Below are 18666 nucleotides of genomic sequence, written 5' to 3'. Positions count from 1 at the left end.
AAGCAAACGTTTGGCATGAATAAATGTTAATCGAAGCATTATATTGATAACTTTTACTAATCCAAGTCATTAACATTACTCACATGTAGCACGCCATTTTCGTGATCAAAAATGGGTTTTTGACATATCATTCAATAAGCCAGAACGTTACATGATTTAGATCTAGTTTTCGAATGAGAAAATTATGCAAAATGCGCTCGACTTATTTCCTGTTCCCAAAAATGAGTAATACAATATGAACACAACAACTTCGTCGGCATCTGCCGTACAATCCTCTAGCAAGTGGACTTATAAAGATTTCACTTGGTGTCTTTCACTTTTTGGTACAGCCGTTGGTGCTGGTGTACTTTTCCTTCCAATTAAAGCTGGTGCGGGTGGTTTTTGGCCATTAGTAATGTTAGCCCTAATTGCGGCGCCAATGACTTGGTTCGCACATAAAGGCTTAGCTCGCTTTGTTCTTTCTTCAAAAAATGTTGATTCTGATATTACTGACACAGTAGAAGAGCATTTTGGTAAAACTGGCGCAAACCTTATTACGTTCGCATACTTTTTCGCCATCTACCCTATCGTTCTTATCTACGGCGTTGGTATCACAAACACCGTTGATTCCTTCCTTGTTAACCAAGTTGGCATGGAATCGATTCCTCGTTGGTTACTTTCTGGTGCGCTGATTGTGGCAATGACGGCTGGCGTAGTATTTGGTAAAGAGCTGATGCTAAAAGCAACGTCTGCCATGGTGTATCCATTGGTTTTCATTTTATTAGCACTTTCTTTCTACCTTATTCCAGAGTGGAACACCTCTATGATTGAAGTCGCACCTGATTGGTCTGCGATGCCAACCATCGTTTGGCTTGCAATTCCTATCATCGTGTTTTCATTCAACCACAGCCCAATCATTAGCCAGTTCTCTAAAGAGCAACGCCTACAACATGGTGACAACGCGGTTAAGAAAACCGATATGATCACTGGTGGCTCGGCCATGATGCTGATGGGTTTTGTGATGTTCTTCGTGTTCTCTGTTGTGCTGTCTCTGTCGCCAGAGCAACTCGCGTTAGCAAAAGAGCAAAACATTTCTGTGCTTTCTTACCTAGCAAACATCCATGAATCACCAATCATCTCTTACATGGGTCCTCTTGTTGCCTTTGCAGCGATTACCTCTAGCTACTTTGGTCACTTTTTAGGGGCACATGAAGGCCTAGTTGGTTTGATTAAATCTCGCTCAAATAGCTCAGTAAGCAAGATTGAAAAAATGTCACTGATCTTCATCGTGTTGACAACTTGGATCGTAACGATTGTAAACCCAAGCATCCTAGGCATGATTGAAACCATGGGCGCACCGATGATTGCTGGCATCTTGTTCCTGCTGCCTGTATTTGCAATGCACAAGATCCCTGCAATGGCGAAGTTCAAGACTTCAGCACCAGTACAGATTTTCACAACTATCTGTGGTCTTGCTGCTATTACTTCTGTAATCTACGGCGCTCTTTAATCTGGTGGTTATATCAACCGTCATGAATACTGCATACAGAACATAACTATAATAATGAGCCTCCCTCTTAGCTAGGGGGGCTTACTTTTGAGGTAATCGATATGATTAGTGTATTTGATATCTATAAAATCGGTGTTGGTCCTTCAAGCTCACACACAGTGGGACCAATGAAAGCGGGTAAAGAGTTTATTGATGATTTACGTTCAATGGGAAAATTGCGCGACATCACTAAAATCACCGTGGACGTTTATGGTTCATTATCACTGACAGGGAAAGGTCACCACACAGATATCGCTATCATCATGGGTCTTGCTGGTAATACCCCTGAGAAAGTTGATATCGATGCTATTCCAGGCTTTATCGCACGCGTTGAAGAAACCGAGCGTCTTCCCGTTGGTATGCACTGTCATACCGTATCGTTTCCTAAAGAAGGTGGAATGAATTTCCACAAAACGAATTTGTCCTTGCACGAAAACGGCATGCAGATCCACGCGTGGATCGATGATGAGGTCGTTTACTCAAAAACCTACTACTCTATCGGCGGTGGTTTTATCGTTGATGAAGAGAACTTTGGTAAAGAAAAAGAGAACCCTATTAAAGTTCCTTATGTCTTCACTAGCGCTGACGAGATGATGAACCAATGCAAAGAGAGTGGTCTTTCCATCAGTACGCTGGTTATGGCTAACGAAAAAGCACTGCATTCTGATGAAGAAGTTCGTACTTACTTTGCCAATATTTGGAAAACCATGCGCGAATGTATGGACCGCGGTATGAATACTGAAGGTATCTTACCAGGGCCTCTTCGTGTTCCACGCCGAGCAGCAGCACTTCGTCAACAGTTAATGACATCAGAAAAAACCACTAACGATCCAATGGCGGTCGTTGACTGGGTAAACATGTACGCTTTTGCAGTGAACGAAGAAAATGCCGCGGGTGGGCGTGTGGTGACAGCACCTACTAATGGCGCATGCGGTATTATTCCTGCAGTGTTAGCCTATTACGATAAATTCATTCAGACCGTTACTGAAAAAGACTATATCCGTTACTTTGCCGCCTCTGGCGCTATCGGTGGGCTTTACAAACGTAACGCTTCTATTTCTGGTGCGGAAGTGGGTTGTCAAGGTGAAGTAGGTGTTGCCTGTTCGATGGCAGCCGCGGGCCTTGCAGAACTGATGGGTGGAAGCCCTGAACAAGTTTGCATGGCCGCTGAAATTGCGATGGAACATAACTTGGGCTTAACCTGTGACCCTGTCGCGGGACAAGTACAAGTGCCTTGTATCGAGCGCAATGGTATTGCTGCCGTGAAAGCGATCAACGCAACGCGTATGGCGCTACGCCGCTCATCGGCACCTCGTGTTTCGCTTGATAAAGTGATCGAAACCATGCTTGAGACAGGTAAAGATATGAACGCCAAATATCGTGAAACGTCCCAAGGTGGTTTAGCGATTAAAGTCGTTTGCTAACGAGCACCTATCTATTTAAAAACCTCGTTCATTAAAACTTAACGCCACTCGCTTAACAGCGAGTGGCGCATTTTACGACTTTACCTCACGATCCAGTGAGGAACTTAAAACTGACCGAGATATTCCCAGCTACTGTTGGTTGGATTGGGATCGGTTGGGTAAGGGAAATAACCGTACTTAGTCACTTTCAAGCGGTAGTAATGATAGCCGCCACGGAAAGCGTATTGATAAATATCGTTCACTTGACCACGCTGGCCATCACTGCCCCACACGCCCATCGCATCTTGTTGATACCACTCCAGTAACGAACGTTCAAAGCTTGCTAAATCACGATTTAATTCCGCAAGGTAAGCTTGAATGGTGCTGTCGCTGCCAAGATAAACCCAATCTAGGTTTGACTCTCCGAGCATCGGGAAAGCTTCCCCCTCTCCTGGGCGTTTTTGGATAAAGTAATGGTTTTCACCATCGATTTGCCCAACAAACACCGCATTTTGCGCCTTATCCCAAGTGGTTGAGGTACGCTCATCCCATGTCAATAAGCGGGATACACCAAAATAGCTTTGTACACGCGCTTCAATGCTCACACCAGCCGCTCTATTGAGCTTGATTGGGTTGAAAGCAAAGTTCACATAGCGATCTGCCGAACCTAGGTATTTCCAACCTTGATTACTGGTTTGATCGGCCGGGAATGCGCCAGCATCTACCATACGCATTACAAAGTAATCATGCATGCCCGTTTCTGGGTTCGGGTAGACATACAATGCCCCTGCTCGGCGCTCCGCTTTCGTCACGCCATTGTTTAGAACGCCACGCCCATAGTGTTCGGCCACAAAAGCATCAAACTCAGCGATCGTTGCAAAATCCGTGTTCAACAGAGTTTCATTCTGCGCGAAGGTTGGAGTCATATCGACCACTTGGCTGTAACCGTACTCTTGGCCAATGATGATGGGGCCTTTGAGCTTATCCAGTGGCGGGTTCTGATCTGGCGTCATTCGAGTCAGTTCTGTTTCACCGCCTCGATCCGAACAATGCAAACTCACTTGAGTTGGTACTCCATTCTCCATCGATAAGTTAACGTGGAACTTGTTACTTTCATTGCCAGCGTGGCGAGAAGCACTCAATCGCACCTGTTCGCGGATCCCATCTGCAAATTCAACATCCAACTGACACTGGCCCTGAACCTGGTAAGTAGGACGCAACACTTCATCGCCACGAATGGCATAGCGCCACGTTTGGCCATTTTTATGCATCACACCTGCAATCTGTTCACAGTGATTACCGACGACAAATCCAGCTCCATCGTGATCATTTCCAGACTTATTGAGTGTACATAGGCTCACTTCACCGACATCGACCGTCGGTGTGTAAGTCACCGTTCCGCGGCCATACTTGGAAAGCAGTTCATACTCGCCTTGCGCAGAGGTCATGTTCACGTTGATGTTCCATGTCACATCACGTCCAACAGAACAACGGTCGGTACTGGGTTCAATCCCACCGACAAACTGCGATCTATCGCCATTGGCCGCTTGGAAAGTAAACTTACACAAACGTTGCAGCTCACCATCTATGCGTAATGTTTGCCAAATATCGCTATCGAGCTGTGCCTGAGTCAGGTTCGCCACCGCTTGCCAACCTTCCAACTGATAATCCCCTTGCTCTGGCTGTGGCAGCTCAAACACGTTGCCATAATTCGAGTAAATCAGAGGATAGATTTGGCTAGGGTTCTCATTCTGCGGATCATAAATCCCCAATAAAGTAACTACGGGTACGCCCACTTGCTGCGGTTTCGGTGTATCGGTTTCTACCGCTTCATAACGTTGAGTACTCTGATCCCACTGCACATAACCGCTTGGGCTGTTGCTATCAAGGTTAAAACCGTTGTTCATCCAACGCTGTGCTTTGCGCGACTGAGCCGGATGCTCCAAGGTAAAGCGGCTGATGGTGCCAACGTACTCTTGTTCACCGCCATTTTGCGCATCACGCAGGAAACGGAAAGCATCTTTAAACGGCGGTACAATATCGTCACCTTGCTGTTGGGTATAAACATCGCCTTTCCAGTGTAAGTTACCAATAAAGCGTTGGTGGAACGCATCCCACCCCCAGCCGGACTCCAGATCGTGAATTGAGGCCATGTACGGCCAATGACCTAAGCCATAGTTATGCCCAAGCTCATGAGACCACTCGTTACCTGTCGTCGCTTCCAGTGTCACGATGCCGCCGCCGCCACTGCCGCCATGCACGACGACTTGCGGCAAATCAGTGTCTTTTTTGGTGTAGATGCCCACATTGGTATGGGCAGTGATGTGGTTAAAACGTCGATTGTATTGCTGCGAATAACCCGCACTACTCACAATGCCGACGTTGGCGTTGTTAACACCTGTAGAGACCAACGCTTTACCGATCGCTTCACGCATATCGCCGCTGTGCCAACCACCAGTACTCGCACTCTTATCGGTGTACACCACACCATTTGGCATAGTGACAACAAGGAAATAGGCAGGAGTGTAGTCAGCCATCACCAATTTAGACGCGGGTATTTTTTGGAAATAATCCGCGGCCAAAGTTGGAAGATTTTGAATCATCGTATTGTGGTTACGCGGTTGAGTCAGCATGCCCATGTCGATATTTTGAATCACCAACTCAGGCGCACCACCAAACTGGATGTCTCCTTGGCTGAGCACACCTTCACGGCCTAAGTTGTCGGTCAAGCGCAGTGAGAGCTCCGGCTTCATCCAGTTCCATTGCAGCGGCAGTGACCAAGCGTGATGAGAGAACACCACCTTCATACGGCCATTCTCTGGCTGATCCGATGCGGCCAGAGCACTGGGCGGCAGCATCAAGGTGGTGTGCACTAATTCGCCATCGAGGAACACTTCGGCGCGGACTTGGTTAATCTCTTCCCCTTGTTGCGGGGTAAACAGCAGCATCGCTTCACGGTTCATGATCACGTCTAAATGACCTTGACCAGTTAACTCATTGCTATTCGGCACGACTGATGTATGGGTTTGAGTAATGCCCAACCCACCCTCTAAACTGCCTTGCAAATGGTTCGGGGTTGGGATTTCATCGGCAAAACCGACTCGAGCATCTTGAGTAGTAAAGCGCACAACCTTGGGCTCAGCACAATCCACTGGATTACACGAGTTCAACACCATCTCATATGATGTGCCTGGCTTAAGGTCACCGATAAAAAAGCCCGCAGAAACCGAATCATAGCGGCGAACATCCTTCGCATCACTCAAATTGGTTAAGGTGAGCTGAGTCTTATCGGCTTCATTTTGCCCAAGCCAGTCAAATGACACACCGACATCAGACAGGCTCGAGACGGTTAACGAGGTAATCTCTGGCTTCACTAACGCACCACAATCAGAGGTTTCGGTACGATAGATGACATCACGTTGCCAGATGTAGCTACCATCGGCGCGCTTAGACCCGTGTGCCGCAGGAATGTATTCGACAAAACAGCCTTGATCGTCCGGTTGGTAAACACCAAATTCGCGGCTCATCAGATAAAAACCGCCGTCGTACACCATGAATTCCCAACTCTGATCGACAAAATCGATCACATTGCGATAAGGCGTATCATCGCCACTTTGATAAGGTATAAAGGGGAATTGCAGATCATTTTTGTAACTAAGCCGATAATCGAAGCCTTTATAGTGGATCCAACGCTCACCGTTGCGTTCAAACACCCCTTCTCCACGTTCGGCGGTCGCTTTGATCGATTCTAACCGCTCGACGATTTTTTCCCCGATCTGGATCAAGGTGAGCTCATTTTGCGCCCAAACGGGTGCGCTTCCCAGTAGCCCTGCTACCAGAAGCGTTAATGGTTTCTTATTCATCATTGGATTGCTCATTTTAGTTTATAGTGACGTGCCTGAATTTCAGCAGCAGCAACCCACGAAATCTGCGCTGGTTAAGCAACAATCGATTCCGGATATAGACAACTGAGTTACCGATTCATTATTAGTTACCTAATTTCATTTCGATAGAATCACTATGTCCGTAACGAGATAAGGGTTCCAACCCAATGAGGTTGACGTCTTGAAAGTGAGAATTCACGCGAAAAAGTGTGCAACAAAAATGCATACAAACAATAAATAATTTTATTAAAATCAATCAGAAACAATGATACTTAAGGATATAACACGCACACCGAAAGAGAATGATTACGATTGTTCATGAGCATTGAGAGGATTAAGCGATCAACTTTTTTGGCAATTTTATCGCACAGATATTGACTAAACGGCAGCGTGTCAGTCGCGGTAAGAAAAGAGATTGTATATATGCAGACTGCGTAGGTTTTTATGAACACCTTTTTGCACAGCCTTCTGAACGTGAGATCTCCTGCATAAATAATGAAACATCACATACATAACAAATTAAAATGCGATATAGGTTTAATTTATTGACTGAGCAAATGGTTATCTTAGTTGCGATTTAACTATCCAATGAGAAAATTATGACAACGAAAATTTCATACCTTACCCTACTGGCACTGCTTTGCTCTCCCCTTACCAGTGCGCAGACAGAAAATAGTATCGCTGAGCAACCATCAAGCCATGTGACATGTCGCGCTCACAACCTGACTCTGAATTTAACCACCGATCAATACGCTTCTGAAACAAGTTGGGAAATAAAAAACAGCCTCTCACAGGTTATTTATGCGGGTAATAATTACTCAGACTCCACATCTTATAGTCAAGAAATATGCTTATCGGATGGTGAATATCAATTCACCATCCATGACAGTTATGGTGATGGTATTTGCTGTGGCTCTGGCAATGGCCTTTATTCCTTAGCCAAAGGCTCGGAAATACTGGCCTCTGGTGGAGAATTTCAATACAACCAATCAAACAGCTTATTACTTGGTGAATCAACACCTCCCGCTAACCATGACTATTATCAAGCCGCGATAGGAAAAACAGGTTTTGAACTAAAAACGGCCTTATACAACATCATAAAGAATCATAATAGCCGCGGTTATTCCGCAATTTGGACACTATTACAAAATGCAGACATAGATAACTACTATGAGAATGACGGTTCAATGTTAGATATCTATTCTGAGAAACCTGACAACAACGACAGTGTTAGTTTTACTAAAGTCAGCGATCAGTGTGGTCAGTATCGACGAGAAGGCGATTGTTACAATAGGGAACACTCATTTCCTAAAAGTTGGTTTGGGGGCAGCGTTGAGCCAATGAATTCCGACGGTCACCACTTGTTTGCCACTGATGGTTTTGTCAATGCAAAACGCAGTAACTGGCCATTTGGCGAAGTTGGTCATATCACTTATACCTCAAGTAATGGTTCAAAACTTGGCAGTGCAAGCAATACGCTAGGTTATAATGGCACCGTATTTGAGCCTATTGATGAATTTAAAGGTGATCTAGCGCGCGCCTATTTTTACATGGCAACCCGCTACGAGAACCGTATCGGCAGCTGGCAAGGAAATACTGACAACGCTGATGCCATACTTGATGGTACTAGCACGGTGGTTTTTGAAGCTTGGGCTCTGGCGATGCTAAAGCGTTGGCACCAAGAAGATCCTGTGAGTGCTAAAGAACACCAGCGCAATGACGCCGTTTATCAATTTCAAGGTAACCGAAATCCCTATATCGATCATCCTGAATATGTAAGCCAAATTTGGGGTCATTAGGCTCTTTATATTGGGTAAGTAGATAGGCGCGATAGTAGTGCCTATCTACTTGTTATTTATTGTTTGTTGTTCGGAATTGTCTACTGGTATTAGCCTTTATAAATACAACCCGCCGTGCAGGTTTCTTTAATTTCAACTTTGCTGAGCAGTGGTAAGCTTGGCTTTAATTGTTGCCAAATCCATTTCGCAAGCACTTCACTGGTTGGGTTCTCTAACCCTTCAATGTCATTCAAGTAATAGTGATCTAAACGATCATAAATAGGTTTAAATATCGCTTTAATTTCAGAAAAATCAATCACCCAACCAGTATGAGGCTCGACCTCACCTTCTACATACAGACGAACTAAAAAAGAGTGCCCATGTAAACGGCCGCACTTATGCCCTGCAGGTACATGAGGTAAACGATGCGCGGCTTCAAACATAAACTCTTTGTATAATTCTGTTTTCATCTTGGTTCTCAAGCTTTTAAAAGAGAGGCAATACTAAGGAATATAGACTCACGAAACAAGTTTCTAGACAGCTTTGTTTACATTGCAAGACAGATGAAACAGTACAATTTATCACGGTGATACAACGGAAAATCCCACGCCTTTGAGTGATATTTTAAGCATTAATAGGGAATCATGACGTGCCACATCACATTTGTTAAACCTATAATATGTATAGGGTCACACTCCAAAGACTACAACTTTTGCACTAGTGCATATTAACGCTATATTTACACTGTCACCCTCTCAATAATAATAAAATTATCATGAACTCAACAATTACGTCTAAATTGCTACTTACGCTCATCACCGTTTTTGCTTTTGTATTAACGGTATCAACCAGCTATCAATATATACAACAACGTGACCTGCTCAATTCGGTGTTGAGCGAGCAGTTACACGATAAAGCGAGTAACTACTTTGATAGCCTCAATATGATGATGTTGACTGGTACCATGGCTCAGAAAGAGACCTTACGCCAAAAGGCACTCGCGCAAGATGGTATTGAACAGGTGCGAGTATTACGTTCAGAGGCGGTCAGTAAACTTTATGGTCCTGGAAAAGAAAATCAACAGCCAATGGACGAGATAGATAAACGCGCACTGGCCGGGGAAACCGTCATTGAACCATTCAATGCTTCCTGGGGGAAAGGATTAGTCGTCGCCTTACCGATGAAATCAAGCCTAGATTACCGAGGCACAAACTGCGTATCTTGTCATATGGCGGAAGAAGGAACCGTTTTAGGGGCTATTCGTCTTGAATATAACCTGAGCCATGTAAACCAAATGATCAGTACTCACACTGTCATTGCCGTTATTATTATGGCTTCCATTGCCTTTATCGGATTTATGATCACGCTTTTTTTGATCCGCAAGATGATTGTTCGCCCTATCCAGCATACGTCACGATTCATGTGCGAAATCAGTAAGAGCAAAGATTTATCAAAACGACTTATCAGCACTAAAAAAGATGAACTCGGACAACTCGCGATCTCCATCAACTCTTTAATGGACACGGTTTCGGACAGTTTGGCAAAAGTGCAAGAGACCTCTCATTCGCTTGCCGATTCAGCAAACCAGTTAACCGACGTAGCACAAACAACCAACCAAGCGGCAAAAAATCAGCAGCGTGAAACCTCTGACGTTCAGCTCAATATTGAAGAGATGCAATCTCAACAACAGACGGTTAATCAAGCTACCGTTGATGCATCAAAGCTTATCAAACATACCGCTAATGTCGCTCAACAAAGTGCACAGCAAGCACATACAGCTAGCGCAGATATCAAAGGTTTGGTAAGCGATATCGAGTCCGTGAAAGATAAAATTTCTGAACTTAATAATCAGACAGGGCTGGTTTCCTCCATTCTTGAAACGATTAAAAGTATCGCCGAACAAACTAATTTGCTGGCTTTAAACGCGGCGATTGAAGCAGCACGAGCGGGTGAACAAGGAAGAGGCTTTGCGGTCGTGGCCGATGAAGTGCGAAAACTCGCCTCACGAACAGCAGAAGCGACTGGAAACATTGAGAAAATCATCGCTCAATTCCAACGTGACAGTGAAACATCGCTCGCCTCAGTTGATTTGGTTTGCTCACATGCGCATCAACGTTCAAATGAAGTCGAAGTTTTATCTTCCGCAATGAGTAATGCCGTACAAGAGATGCAGCAGGTGCTTGATCATGCAAACAATATTCAAGATCAAACACGAACGACCACACAAGTCAGCCAAGAAATTCAAGGGAAGATCGAAGTCATTACTCGACATGCTGATGATACGTCTCAATCGGCAACGCAAACCCGAGAAATCAGCGTCAATTTAAAACAGCTATCGCAGCGCTTAGAAACATTGATGAATCAATTTACGCTTTCTGCTAAGAATTCGGCCACGAATCGACAATAAAGGTTGATGCGAACGAATTGACAGGTAATATGTGCCATTGAATTAAAAAGTAATAAGCAACCCAATGTTTCGCTTGTTTTTTGTCCACTTTATAGAGTGAGAATACCTTTGAACATTGGGTTGAATTTTTACCTCAATGGAGACTATATCAAACATGACTTACGCGCCTGTAACAGACGTATTGAGCGGTAAGCTGGCCGTTGACAGTGAAGTGACTGTCCGAGGCTGGATTCGTTCTCGTCGTGATTCCAAAGCTGGAATCTCTTTTCTTGCCATTTATGACGGCTCTTGTTTCGACCCGATTCAGGCCGTGGTCCCTAATAATCTGAATAATTACAATGACGAAGTGCTAAAGCTCACTACTGGCTGCTCTGTCGAAGTAACAGGTAAGATTGTTGAGTCCCCTGCTTCTGGTCAAGCATTTGAACTTGCAGCAACTGAGGTGAAGGTTGTTGGCTGGGTTGAAGATGCTGAAACCTACCCAATGGCAAAAACTCGCCATTCAATTGAATATCTTCGTGAAGTGGCGCATCTTCGCCCACGCACCAACGTGATTGGCGCAGTGGCTCGTGTACGCAACTCCCTTTCTCAAGCCATCCACCGCTTTTACCACGAGCAAGGTTATTTCTGGATGTCAGCGCCGCTGATTACCGCTTCTGATGCAGAAGGTGCGGGTGAAATGTTCCGTGTTTCAACGCTGGATTTCGCTAACCTTCCTCGTACTGAGCAAGGCAATGTCGATTTCAATGAAGACTTCTTCGGCAAAGAGACATTTCTTACAGTTTCAGGACAGTTAAATGCCGAAGCGTATGCTTGTGCATTAAGCAAAGTGTACACTTTTGGCCCAACGTTCCGTGCTGAAAATTCAAACACGAGCCGCCACCTTGCAGAATTTTGGATGGTAGAGCCAGAAGTCGCGTTTGCTGATCTAAACGATGTCGCGAAACTGGCTGAAGATATGCTGAAGTATGTCTTCAAAGCTGTTCTTGAAGAACGTCGTGATGACCTTGAGTTTTTTGCTTCGCGTATCGACAAAGAGGCAATTACTCGTCTTGAGCAGTTCGTTAATTCAGATTTTGCGCAAGTAGACTATACCGATGCTGTGAAGATCCTAATCGATTCAGGTCGTAAGTTTGAATTTGATGTTGAATGGGGCATTGATCTTTCTTCTGAACACGAGCGCTTCCTTGCTGAAGAGCACTTCAAAGCGCCTGTGATCGTCAAGAACTACCCTAAAGACATCAAAGCATTTTACATGCGTCTAAACGACGATGGTAAAACTGTCGCTGCAATGGATGTTCTTGCCCCAGGTATTGGTGAAATCATCGGTGGCTCTCAACGTGAAGAACGTTTAGATGTTCTTGATGCGCGTATGATTGAAATGGGCATAGATCCTGAACACATGAGTTGGTATCGCGACTTACGTCGTTACGGTACTGTACCGCACGCGGGTTTCGGCCTTGGCTTTGAGCGCTTAGTATCCTACGTGACTGGTATGGGCAACGTGCGTGATGTAATTCCTTTCCCACGTACACCACGCTCTGCAAACTTCTAAAAATCAAACACGATTTTTGTAAAAACCACCGACGTTAAACCCGGTGGTTTTTTTATTTCCCCAACAATCAGTGTTCACTCTCAATAACAATAGAGTGAATTTCAAATAAACATGAGATCAAAATCACCTCAATTTCATCTTCCTTTGTTACATTTAGTTCAATTACATGATCATGTTCACTCTATTGTGCTATGCAACCGAGTTACATTAACCACGTATTCAGATCGATCCATGGCGAGAACTTATATGAAAAAAAATGATGTAGATAATTTGCAGTACAATGGTGAAACAAACGGTGTTCATGGCTGGATGACTCCTTCTGGTCAACCTTACTACTGGCATCCTGATTGGCTTCATATCGCAGAAGATGCTACTGGCTTAAAGCCTAAACAAGCGTTAGATGTGGCAGAAAATGAGCAAGCAACAAAAAAACATGCCGTGTCGGCTATTTTGAAGCATATCAATCAATGGGCTTCAGAAAAGCTCGCCGAACACCCTGAAATAGAAACCGAAGCCATCGAATCTCAAATTGGCTTAAAAAAGTAACTACTACGACTTGTTGGGAGCGTCTCAACAAGTCGGTTTCAACTAAAAATAAATGAAGATCTGATCTATAAGTGCCTCGATGAAGCTCGTTGCAATATTTCCTGCGCTATTTGATTGAGTGGTAGCACCGAACAAGCACCACCACGTTCGATTGCCTCTTTGGGCATACCAAAAACGATACAGCTTGCTTCATCTTGTGCAACTGTATAGGCACCGCTCTCTTTCAACTCATGCAAACCTCGTGCGCCATCATCTCCCATTCCCGTCAAAATAAAACCGACAGCGTTAGGGCCTACATGTTTTGCCGCTGAGCGAAAAAGTACATCGACTGATGGTTTATGCCTGTTAACTGCGGGGCCATCTTTGATTTCAACTTGATAATGTGCACCACTTCGATTCAGTTGCATGTGACGGCCACCTGGAGCGATCAATGCCAACCCCGGAAGAACTCGGTCGCCATTCTTTGCTTCCCTGACCTCTATTTGACAAAGCCCATTGAGCCGGTCAGCAAACATCGCAGTAAATTTTTCGGGCATATGTTGCACGATAACAATCCCCGGAGAGACTGCTGGCAATGCTGTTAAGATTGCTTCTAAAGCTTGTGTCCCACCTGTAGATGTGCCGATCACGACCACTTTTTGTGTGGTCTTCAATGTTAATGTCGAGTGATTCGGATTCGGCATTGTTTGCTGTACTTTCTTGAGTACATGAGGTTTGGGTTTAACAATATTTTCTAGCTTTGCTTGTGCGGCGGCGCGCACCGCACTTAACATTTCCTGCCGACTTTCTTGTAGAAAATCTTTCAACCCTGCTTTGGGTTTAGTGATAATCGTCAACGCACCCGCTTGCAATGCTTGCATAGTCACTTCCGCGCCACGTTCCGTCAGTGTAGAACAAATGATGACTGGCGTCGGATGCTCCGCCATCAGTTGCTTGAGAAACGTAATTCCATCCATACGAGGCATTTCTACATCTAAGATAATCACATCTGGCCATTGAACAGCCATTTTTTTTTGAGCGAATATGGGATCAGAAGCAGGAGTAAGCACTTCAATATCAGGTTCATTACTCAACAAAGCGCTGATCACTTGCCGAACAACCGCGGAGTCATCCACGATTAATACTTTTATTTTTTTCATGTAATGCCTCTATAAGTCGACACTCAATGGCTGATTAATAAGCTACCTCTCTTGCAGAAGATCGCCCATATTGAACCCAAACATCACCATTTTGGACATCAAAAAATACTTTACGATAACGCTTTCCACCCACATCATTGCGGCTTACTTGAAAACCGTGCTCTTTCAGTAACTGCATACCCAGTCGCACATTTTGTTGTGCAACATTTATCGAAGCGACTTTGCTGTAGTGACCTGCAAACATAGTGCTACCTCCAAATACTTTAACAACACATTCCTTAGGATTGATTTGATGTCGTCGGCACTGAAGGGAAAAATACGCCACAACATCGCTAGCATAATAGCCTTCAGGTTGTTTGGCCTCTTCACCTAGGGCGGATCGCTGGCTCAACAGATAATGGCACATACCCACTAACTGCGTTTTTGGATGCCATAACGTAATGGCAACGCACGAACCCAGCAGCGTATGAATCCAACCTCTGTGATGACCAAAGAATATCTCGCCAGGCATCAAGTTCAGAGCCTCTGTTTTAGGTAAAAATTCGTTCGCCATTAATCACAAATCCCTCGTTTTTGATAGATAGACGGCTGCAGTAATTGCAAGTCATCGCAGTTGAGTCCGTTTAATGTTTCAGAGTGGCCTATTAATAAAATACCGCCATTTTTTAATCGGTTCGTAACGTTACTGATGACTCTTTGTTTGGTATTTTGATCAAAATAAATCATCACATTACGTAAAAAAATAAGATCAAAGTGACCAAGTTCATCCAACTGATTTTGTAAGTTCGCTAATCCGAATTTCACTTTTTTCCTTAATGAATTAACGATTTTCAATGTGTCATGCTTGGTATCGATGCCTTTTCGGCAATACGTTTTGAGATAGGCTTTCGGTATATGTTCATGGCGTAGCATCGGATAAATACCCTGTGATGCAATTTGCAACACTTGACTATTGATATCGGTACCAACTATTTGCCATTCTCCTTGGTAACGGCTGTCTAATAACATTGCCAGAGAATAAGCCTCTTCACCTGTCGAGCTTGCTGCGCTCCAGCAACGGATCTGTTTTTTACCCCATACAGTGAAGAGATGGTGCTGGATATAAGCAAAATGGGCCTCTTCTCTGAAAAAGTACGTTTCATTGGTGGTCAGCAAATTGATGACTCGTTGCCGCTCAAGTTTGCGTACTTGCTGATCGCTAAATTTCGTCAAATACTCAAAATACTCCCGATATGAACTTATACCGAGCTCTCTTAAGCGCCCGCTTAAACGCCCAACCACCAACGCTTTCTTACTGGGTGTTAGTGCGATACCTGCAGATTGATATATCCAGCCACGATACAACTCAAAGTCTGCATCACTGATGATGGACATTTGCTCCATGGCTGAATTCCCAAGTTGCTGAGATTTGTGCTTAACTTGCAAGTTCATTCTGCTCTTTGACCTGTTCCATCATGGCCAGCTCTTCAACAGATAGGACTTTATCCTCCGCTAAAATAATGACAAACTCTTCATCGAATTGAGCCATACCACAAATAAATTCGGTCCGGATCTTGGTACCAAAATTAGGGGCAGGTCTCATAAACTTACTTGATATTTCAATGACTTCAGAAACACTGTCAACCATAACACCTAGGTCTTGACGCTGTTCTTCATTCGTCACTTCGATAATGACAACACAAGTCTTTTTATTCACTTCTTGCGGTTTGAGATAAAAACGCCGAGCTAGGTTGACGACAGGTACCACTTCACCACGCAAGTTAATAATGCCTTGAATGTAGTCAGGCATCATTGGCACCTGAGTTACTTTGCCATACTCTAATATTTCCTTAACATGCAAAATCGCAAAGGCGTACATTTCACCATTGAGCTGAAATGTTAAGTACTGTTGATCTTGTGCTAATTCTGTATTGGACTTAGCCAATATCATCGAGTTAGCCTCAACCGGGATAAGATTAGCCACATTCACCTCCAGCCACTAAAAGCGCACATACTCAGGTTCATCGTCCATAGAGACAAACTCAACATCCTTTTTCTGTTTAGGACGTTGCTGCTCGTGGTGAACTGAAGATTTATTTGCTGCTTCACGGCGATTATTTTCTGTTTTGAAGAAGGTCATTAGTTGCTGGAGCTGCTGTGCTTGGCTGCTCATCTCTTCAGAGGTCGACGCAAGCTCTTCTGATGCGGAAGCACTTTGTTGCGTGATACTGTTGAGCTGTTCCATCGCTTGGTTAATTTGTGTTGCTCCGGTTGCTTGTTCCATTGAAGCTGCGTTGATCTCTTGTACTAAATCGGATGTTCTTTGAATAGAAGGCACCATTTCATCCAGCAGTTTTCCGGCTTGTTCCGCTAAACCAACGCTATTTTTAGCGACCTCACCAATTTCTTGAGAAGCAACCTGACTGCGCTCTGCCAATTTTCGGACTTCTGCAGCCACCACTGCAAAACCTTTACCATGCTCGCCAGCTCTAGCAGCTTCGATTGCGGCGTTGAGCGCAAGTAAGTTAGTTTGATAAGCAATATCATCAATAATACCAATTTTTTCAGCTATTGATTTCATCGCTAACACGGTTTTAGCTACCGCTTCTCCACCTTCTTTCGCTTCTTTAGCCGCTTTACCTGCCATGCTATCAGTCACTTTCGCATTTTCAGTGTTTTGCGCGATTGAGGCTGACATCTGCTCTACCGACGAGGTAGTCTGTTCAACACTGGCCGCTTGTTCGCTCGCACCTTGACTTAAGTTCTGAGCGGTAGCTGAAACTTCTTCGGATGCCGAAGCCAATGCATTACTTGAGCTATTCACTTCACCTACGATGTCTGACAACTTGGCCACCATTTTTTGCATGGCTTCAAGCAAGCGACCCAATTCATCGCCTGACGTCGCTTCAATTTTACCTGTTAAATCACCCACAGCGAGTCGGTTAGCCAGCGACACTGCTTGCTCTAAAGGATTACAGATCCCACGGATCAAGGTAACCGCAAATCCAATACCAAACAGTAGCCCCAATATAATTGATCCAATGGCTATCATTTGTAGGTTGTCATAAAGCTCAACCTCATGGTTATAAACATTCTGCGCTTCATTAGATTGCAGCTGAATTAATGCATTTACTGTTTTTTCAACGGGTGCATAGAGTGGGCGTACTTTATCAACTGCAAGGCGAGTCGCTTCATCAATGTCTAAACGTCGCAAAGCATCAATGGTGGGCTGTAGAGCTTGCTCAACAAAGACTTTATTTTGTTCTTCAAATTGTGTTGCTAATTCAGCCTCCTCCTTGGTTAATTTAGTTAACTTGTATTTGCCCCATTTGTCATCAATCACTTTGAGGTGGTTCTCAACCGTCTCAATCTGAGCACGAATAATATCCGCTTCTGGGTACAGTTGTGAGAAAGCCAGCGCTATACGATTGCTCAGAAGACGAGATTTAATGTCACCGATAGACAGTGCTGGTACGGTTCGGTCATAGTAGACCGTTTCTAGCCCATGCAGTGTTTTTTGCATGCCATAAAGCCCTAGTGATCCGACTACAATGAGTAACAAACTTAAGATGCCAACTAGCATACTTAGTTTGAATTTAACTGAAATATTTTTAAACATAGCCTATTCCTTTCTGACGATGTAATTGAGCCAAGTTAGTGCATTGCCAATAAGCGATGCTTCGACTCTTCCTTCATAATATGTTGTGATAAACTGGCGATATCTAAGATAAGAGCAATATCCCCGCTGCCCAAAATAGTCGAACCGCTGATTCCTTTAACCCGTGAAAAAATCGGCCCAAGTGGCTTAATTACGGTTTGTAATTCCCCCAACAAATTATCCACGATCAAACCAGCACTTTGCCCCGCACTACTGACCACCACCACATTTTGGCGTTTTGAGCGACGCGCAGTGAGGTTAAATTGCACTCTTAAATCAATTAAAGGCAGCACTTGTCCCCTGAGATTAATATAAGGTTTTCCTTGGCCATCTTTGAGCCACTGGTCATCAAGTTCGACGCATTCTTGAACGGCATCCAATGGCACAACGAAGGTTTCGCTACTCACTTCAATTAGGAAACCATCAATGATCGCGAGTGTGAGCGGCAATACAATGCGGATAGTTGTTCCTCGATTAAGTAGGCTGTGAATCTCTACTCGACCTCGCAAATCAGTAATATTTCGCTTCACTACGTCCATACCGACACCGCGTCCTGAAATATTGGAAACCTGCTGGGCCGTTGAAAATCCGGGCTCAAAAATGAGTTGAAAAATCTCGTCATCGGTCACGAGTTGGTTTTCATCAAGTAGCCCTTTTTCAATCGCTTTTGCGCGCAATTTTTCGCTGTTGAGCCCTTTTCCGTCATCGCTCACATCGATCACTATATTGCCTGAGTCATGGTAAGCATTGAGCGTGATGGTGCCGTGAGAAGGTTTACCATTTGCGACA

14 protein-coding genes are annotated in these 18666 nt (G+C 44.4%); 6 read left to right on the top strand and 8 right to left on the bottom strand.

The window, feature by feature from the left end:
* The first annotated feature begins 235 nt into the window (after positions 1 to 235).
* Positions 236 to 1489, top strand: coding sequence for an aromatic amino acid transport family protein (locus tag AACQ42_RS09180; RefSeq protein WP_017047579.1), 1254 nt, complete (start codon positions 236 to 238; stop codon positions 1487 to 1489).
* A 101-nt stretch (positions 1490 to 1590) separates the two neighbouring features.
* Complete coding sequence (locus AACQ42_RS09175) at positions 1591 to 2952, top strand: L-serine ammonia-lyase (RefSeq protein ID WP_013856773.1); 1362 nt, start codon at positions 1591 to 1593, stop codon at positions 2950 to 2952.
* A gap of 104 nt (positions 2953 to 3056) precedes the next feature.
* Here the strand turns inward: AACQ42_RS09175 and AACQ42_RS09170 are convergent, their stop codons facing one another.
* Positions 3057 to 6794 carry a M66 family metalloprotease gene (locus AACQ42_RS09170; RefSeq protein ID WP_176429707.1) on the bottom strand — a complete coding sequence of 1246 codons (3738 nt, stop codon included), beginning with the start codon at positions 6792 to 6794 and terminating at the stop codon, positions 3057 to 3059.
* A gap of 620 nt (positions 6795 to 7414) precedes the next feature.
* On the opposite strand from AACQ42_RS09170, the gene AACQ42_RS09165 reads away from it, so the two are divergent.
* Positions 7415 to 8614, top strand: a complete 1200-nt coding sequence (locus AACQ42_RS09165) for an HNH endonuclease signature motif containing protein (protein ID WP_094166060.1) — start codon at positions 7415 to 7417, stop codon at positions 8612 to 8614.
* A gap of 89 nt (positions 8615 to 8703) precedes the next feature.
* On the opposite strand, the gene queD is transcribed toward AACQ42_RS09165, so the two are convergent.
* Positions 8704 to 9063 carry a 6-carboxytetrahydropterin synthase QueD gene (queD, locus tag AACQ42_RS09160; RefSeq protein ID WP_094166059.1) on the bottom strand — a complete coding sequence of 120 codons (360 nt, stop codon included), beginning with the start codon at positions 9061 to 9063 and terminating at the stop codon, positions 8704 to 8706.
* 305 nt (positions 9064 to 9368) lie between these two features.
* Here queD and AACQ42_RS09155 point away from each other — a divergent pair, with 305 nt between their 5' ends.
* From AACQ42_RS09155 to AACQ42_RS09145, 3 genes are all read left to right on the top strand, one after another.
* A complete protein-coding gene (locus AACQ42_RS09155; RefSeq protein WP_088732497.1) occupies positions 9369 to 11000 on the top strand; it encodes a methyl-accepting chemotaxis protein in 1632 nt (543 codons plus the stop codon).
* A 154-nt stretch (positions 11001 to 11154) separates the two neighbouring features.
* Positions 11155 to 12555 (top strand): asparagine--tRNA ligase, encoded by a 1401-nt coding sequence (gene asnS, locus AACQ42_RS09150; protein WP_026028293.1) that lies wholly within the window; start codon positions 11155 to 11157, stop codon positions 12553 to 12555.
* A 246-nt stretch (positions 12556 to 12801) separates the two neighbouring features.
* A complete protein-coding gene (locus AACQ42_RS09145; RefSeq protein WP_017043621.1) occupies positions 12802 to 13101 on the top strand; it encodes a hypothetical protein in 300 nt (99 codons plus the stop codon).
* A 65-nt stretch (positions 13102 to 13166) separates the two neighbouring features.
* On the opposite strand, the gene AACQ42_RS09140 is transcribed toward AACQ42_RS09145, so the two are convergent.
* From AACQ42_RS09140 to AACQ42_RS09115, 6 genes are all read right to left on the bottom strand, one after another.
* A complete protein-coding gene (locus AACQ42_RS09140) occupies positions 13167 to 14240 on the bottom strand; it encodes a protein-glutamate methylesterase/protein-glutamine glutaminase (protein WP_013856766.1) in 1074 nt (357 codons plus the stop codon).
* 34 nt (positions 14241 to 14274) lie between these two features.
* The gene (locus tag AACQ42_RS09135; protein ID WP_013856765.1) at positions 14275 to 14793 is read right to left on the bottom strand and encodes a chemotaxis protein CheD; all 519 of its coding nucleotides are present in this window, start codon (positions 14791 to 14793) and stop codon (positions 14275 to 14277) included.
* Entirely contained in the window at positions 14793 to 15671 is an 879-nt protein-coding gene (locus AACQ42_RS09130) for a CheR family methyltransferase (protein ID WP_094166058.1), read from the bottom strand. Before AACQ42_RS09130 ends, AACQ42_RS09135 begins: the two co-directional genes overlap by 1 nt.
* On the bottom strand, positions 15655 to 16203 hold the full coding sequence (locus AACQ42_RS09125) for a chemotaxis protein CheW (RefSeq protein WP_228209078.1): 549 nt from the start codon (positions 16201 to 16203) through the stop codon (positions 15655 to 15657). Before AACQ42_RS09125 ends, AACQ42_RS09130 begins: the two co-directional genes overlap by 17 nt.
* Positions 16204 to 16218: 15 nt before the next feature.
* Positions 16219 to 17838, bottom strand: coding sequence for a methyl-accepting chemotaxis protein (locus tag AACQ42_RS09120; protein ID WP_017044773.1), 1620 nt, complete (start codon positions 17836 to 17838; stop codon positions 16219 to 16221).
* A gap of 35 nt (positions 17839 to 17873) precedes the next feature.
* Positions 17874 to 18666 (bottom strand): chemotaxis protein CheA (locus AACQ42_RS09115; RefSeq protein WP_176429706.1); only part of this gene is annotated, 793 nt, incomplete at its 5' end.

The sequence above is a fragment of the Vibrio sp. V12_P9A6T4 genome (genome assembly GCF_963874835.1).
In the GTDB taxonomy this organism is placed as follows: domain Bacteria; phylum Pseudomonadota; class Gammaproteobacteria; order Enterobacterales; family Vibrionaceae; genus Vibrio; species Vibrio anguillarum.
Note: the sequence above shows the minus strand (reverse complement) of the source record. Positions and strands in the feature narration are given on the sequence as shown.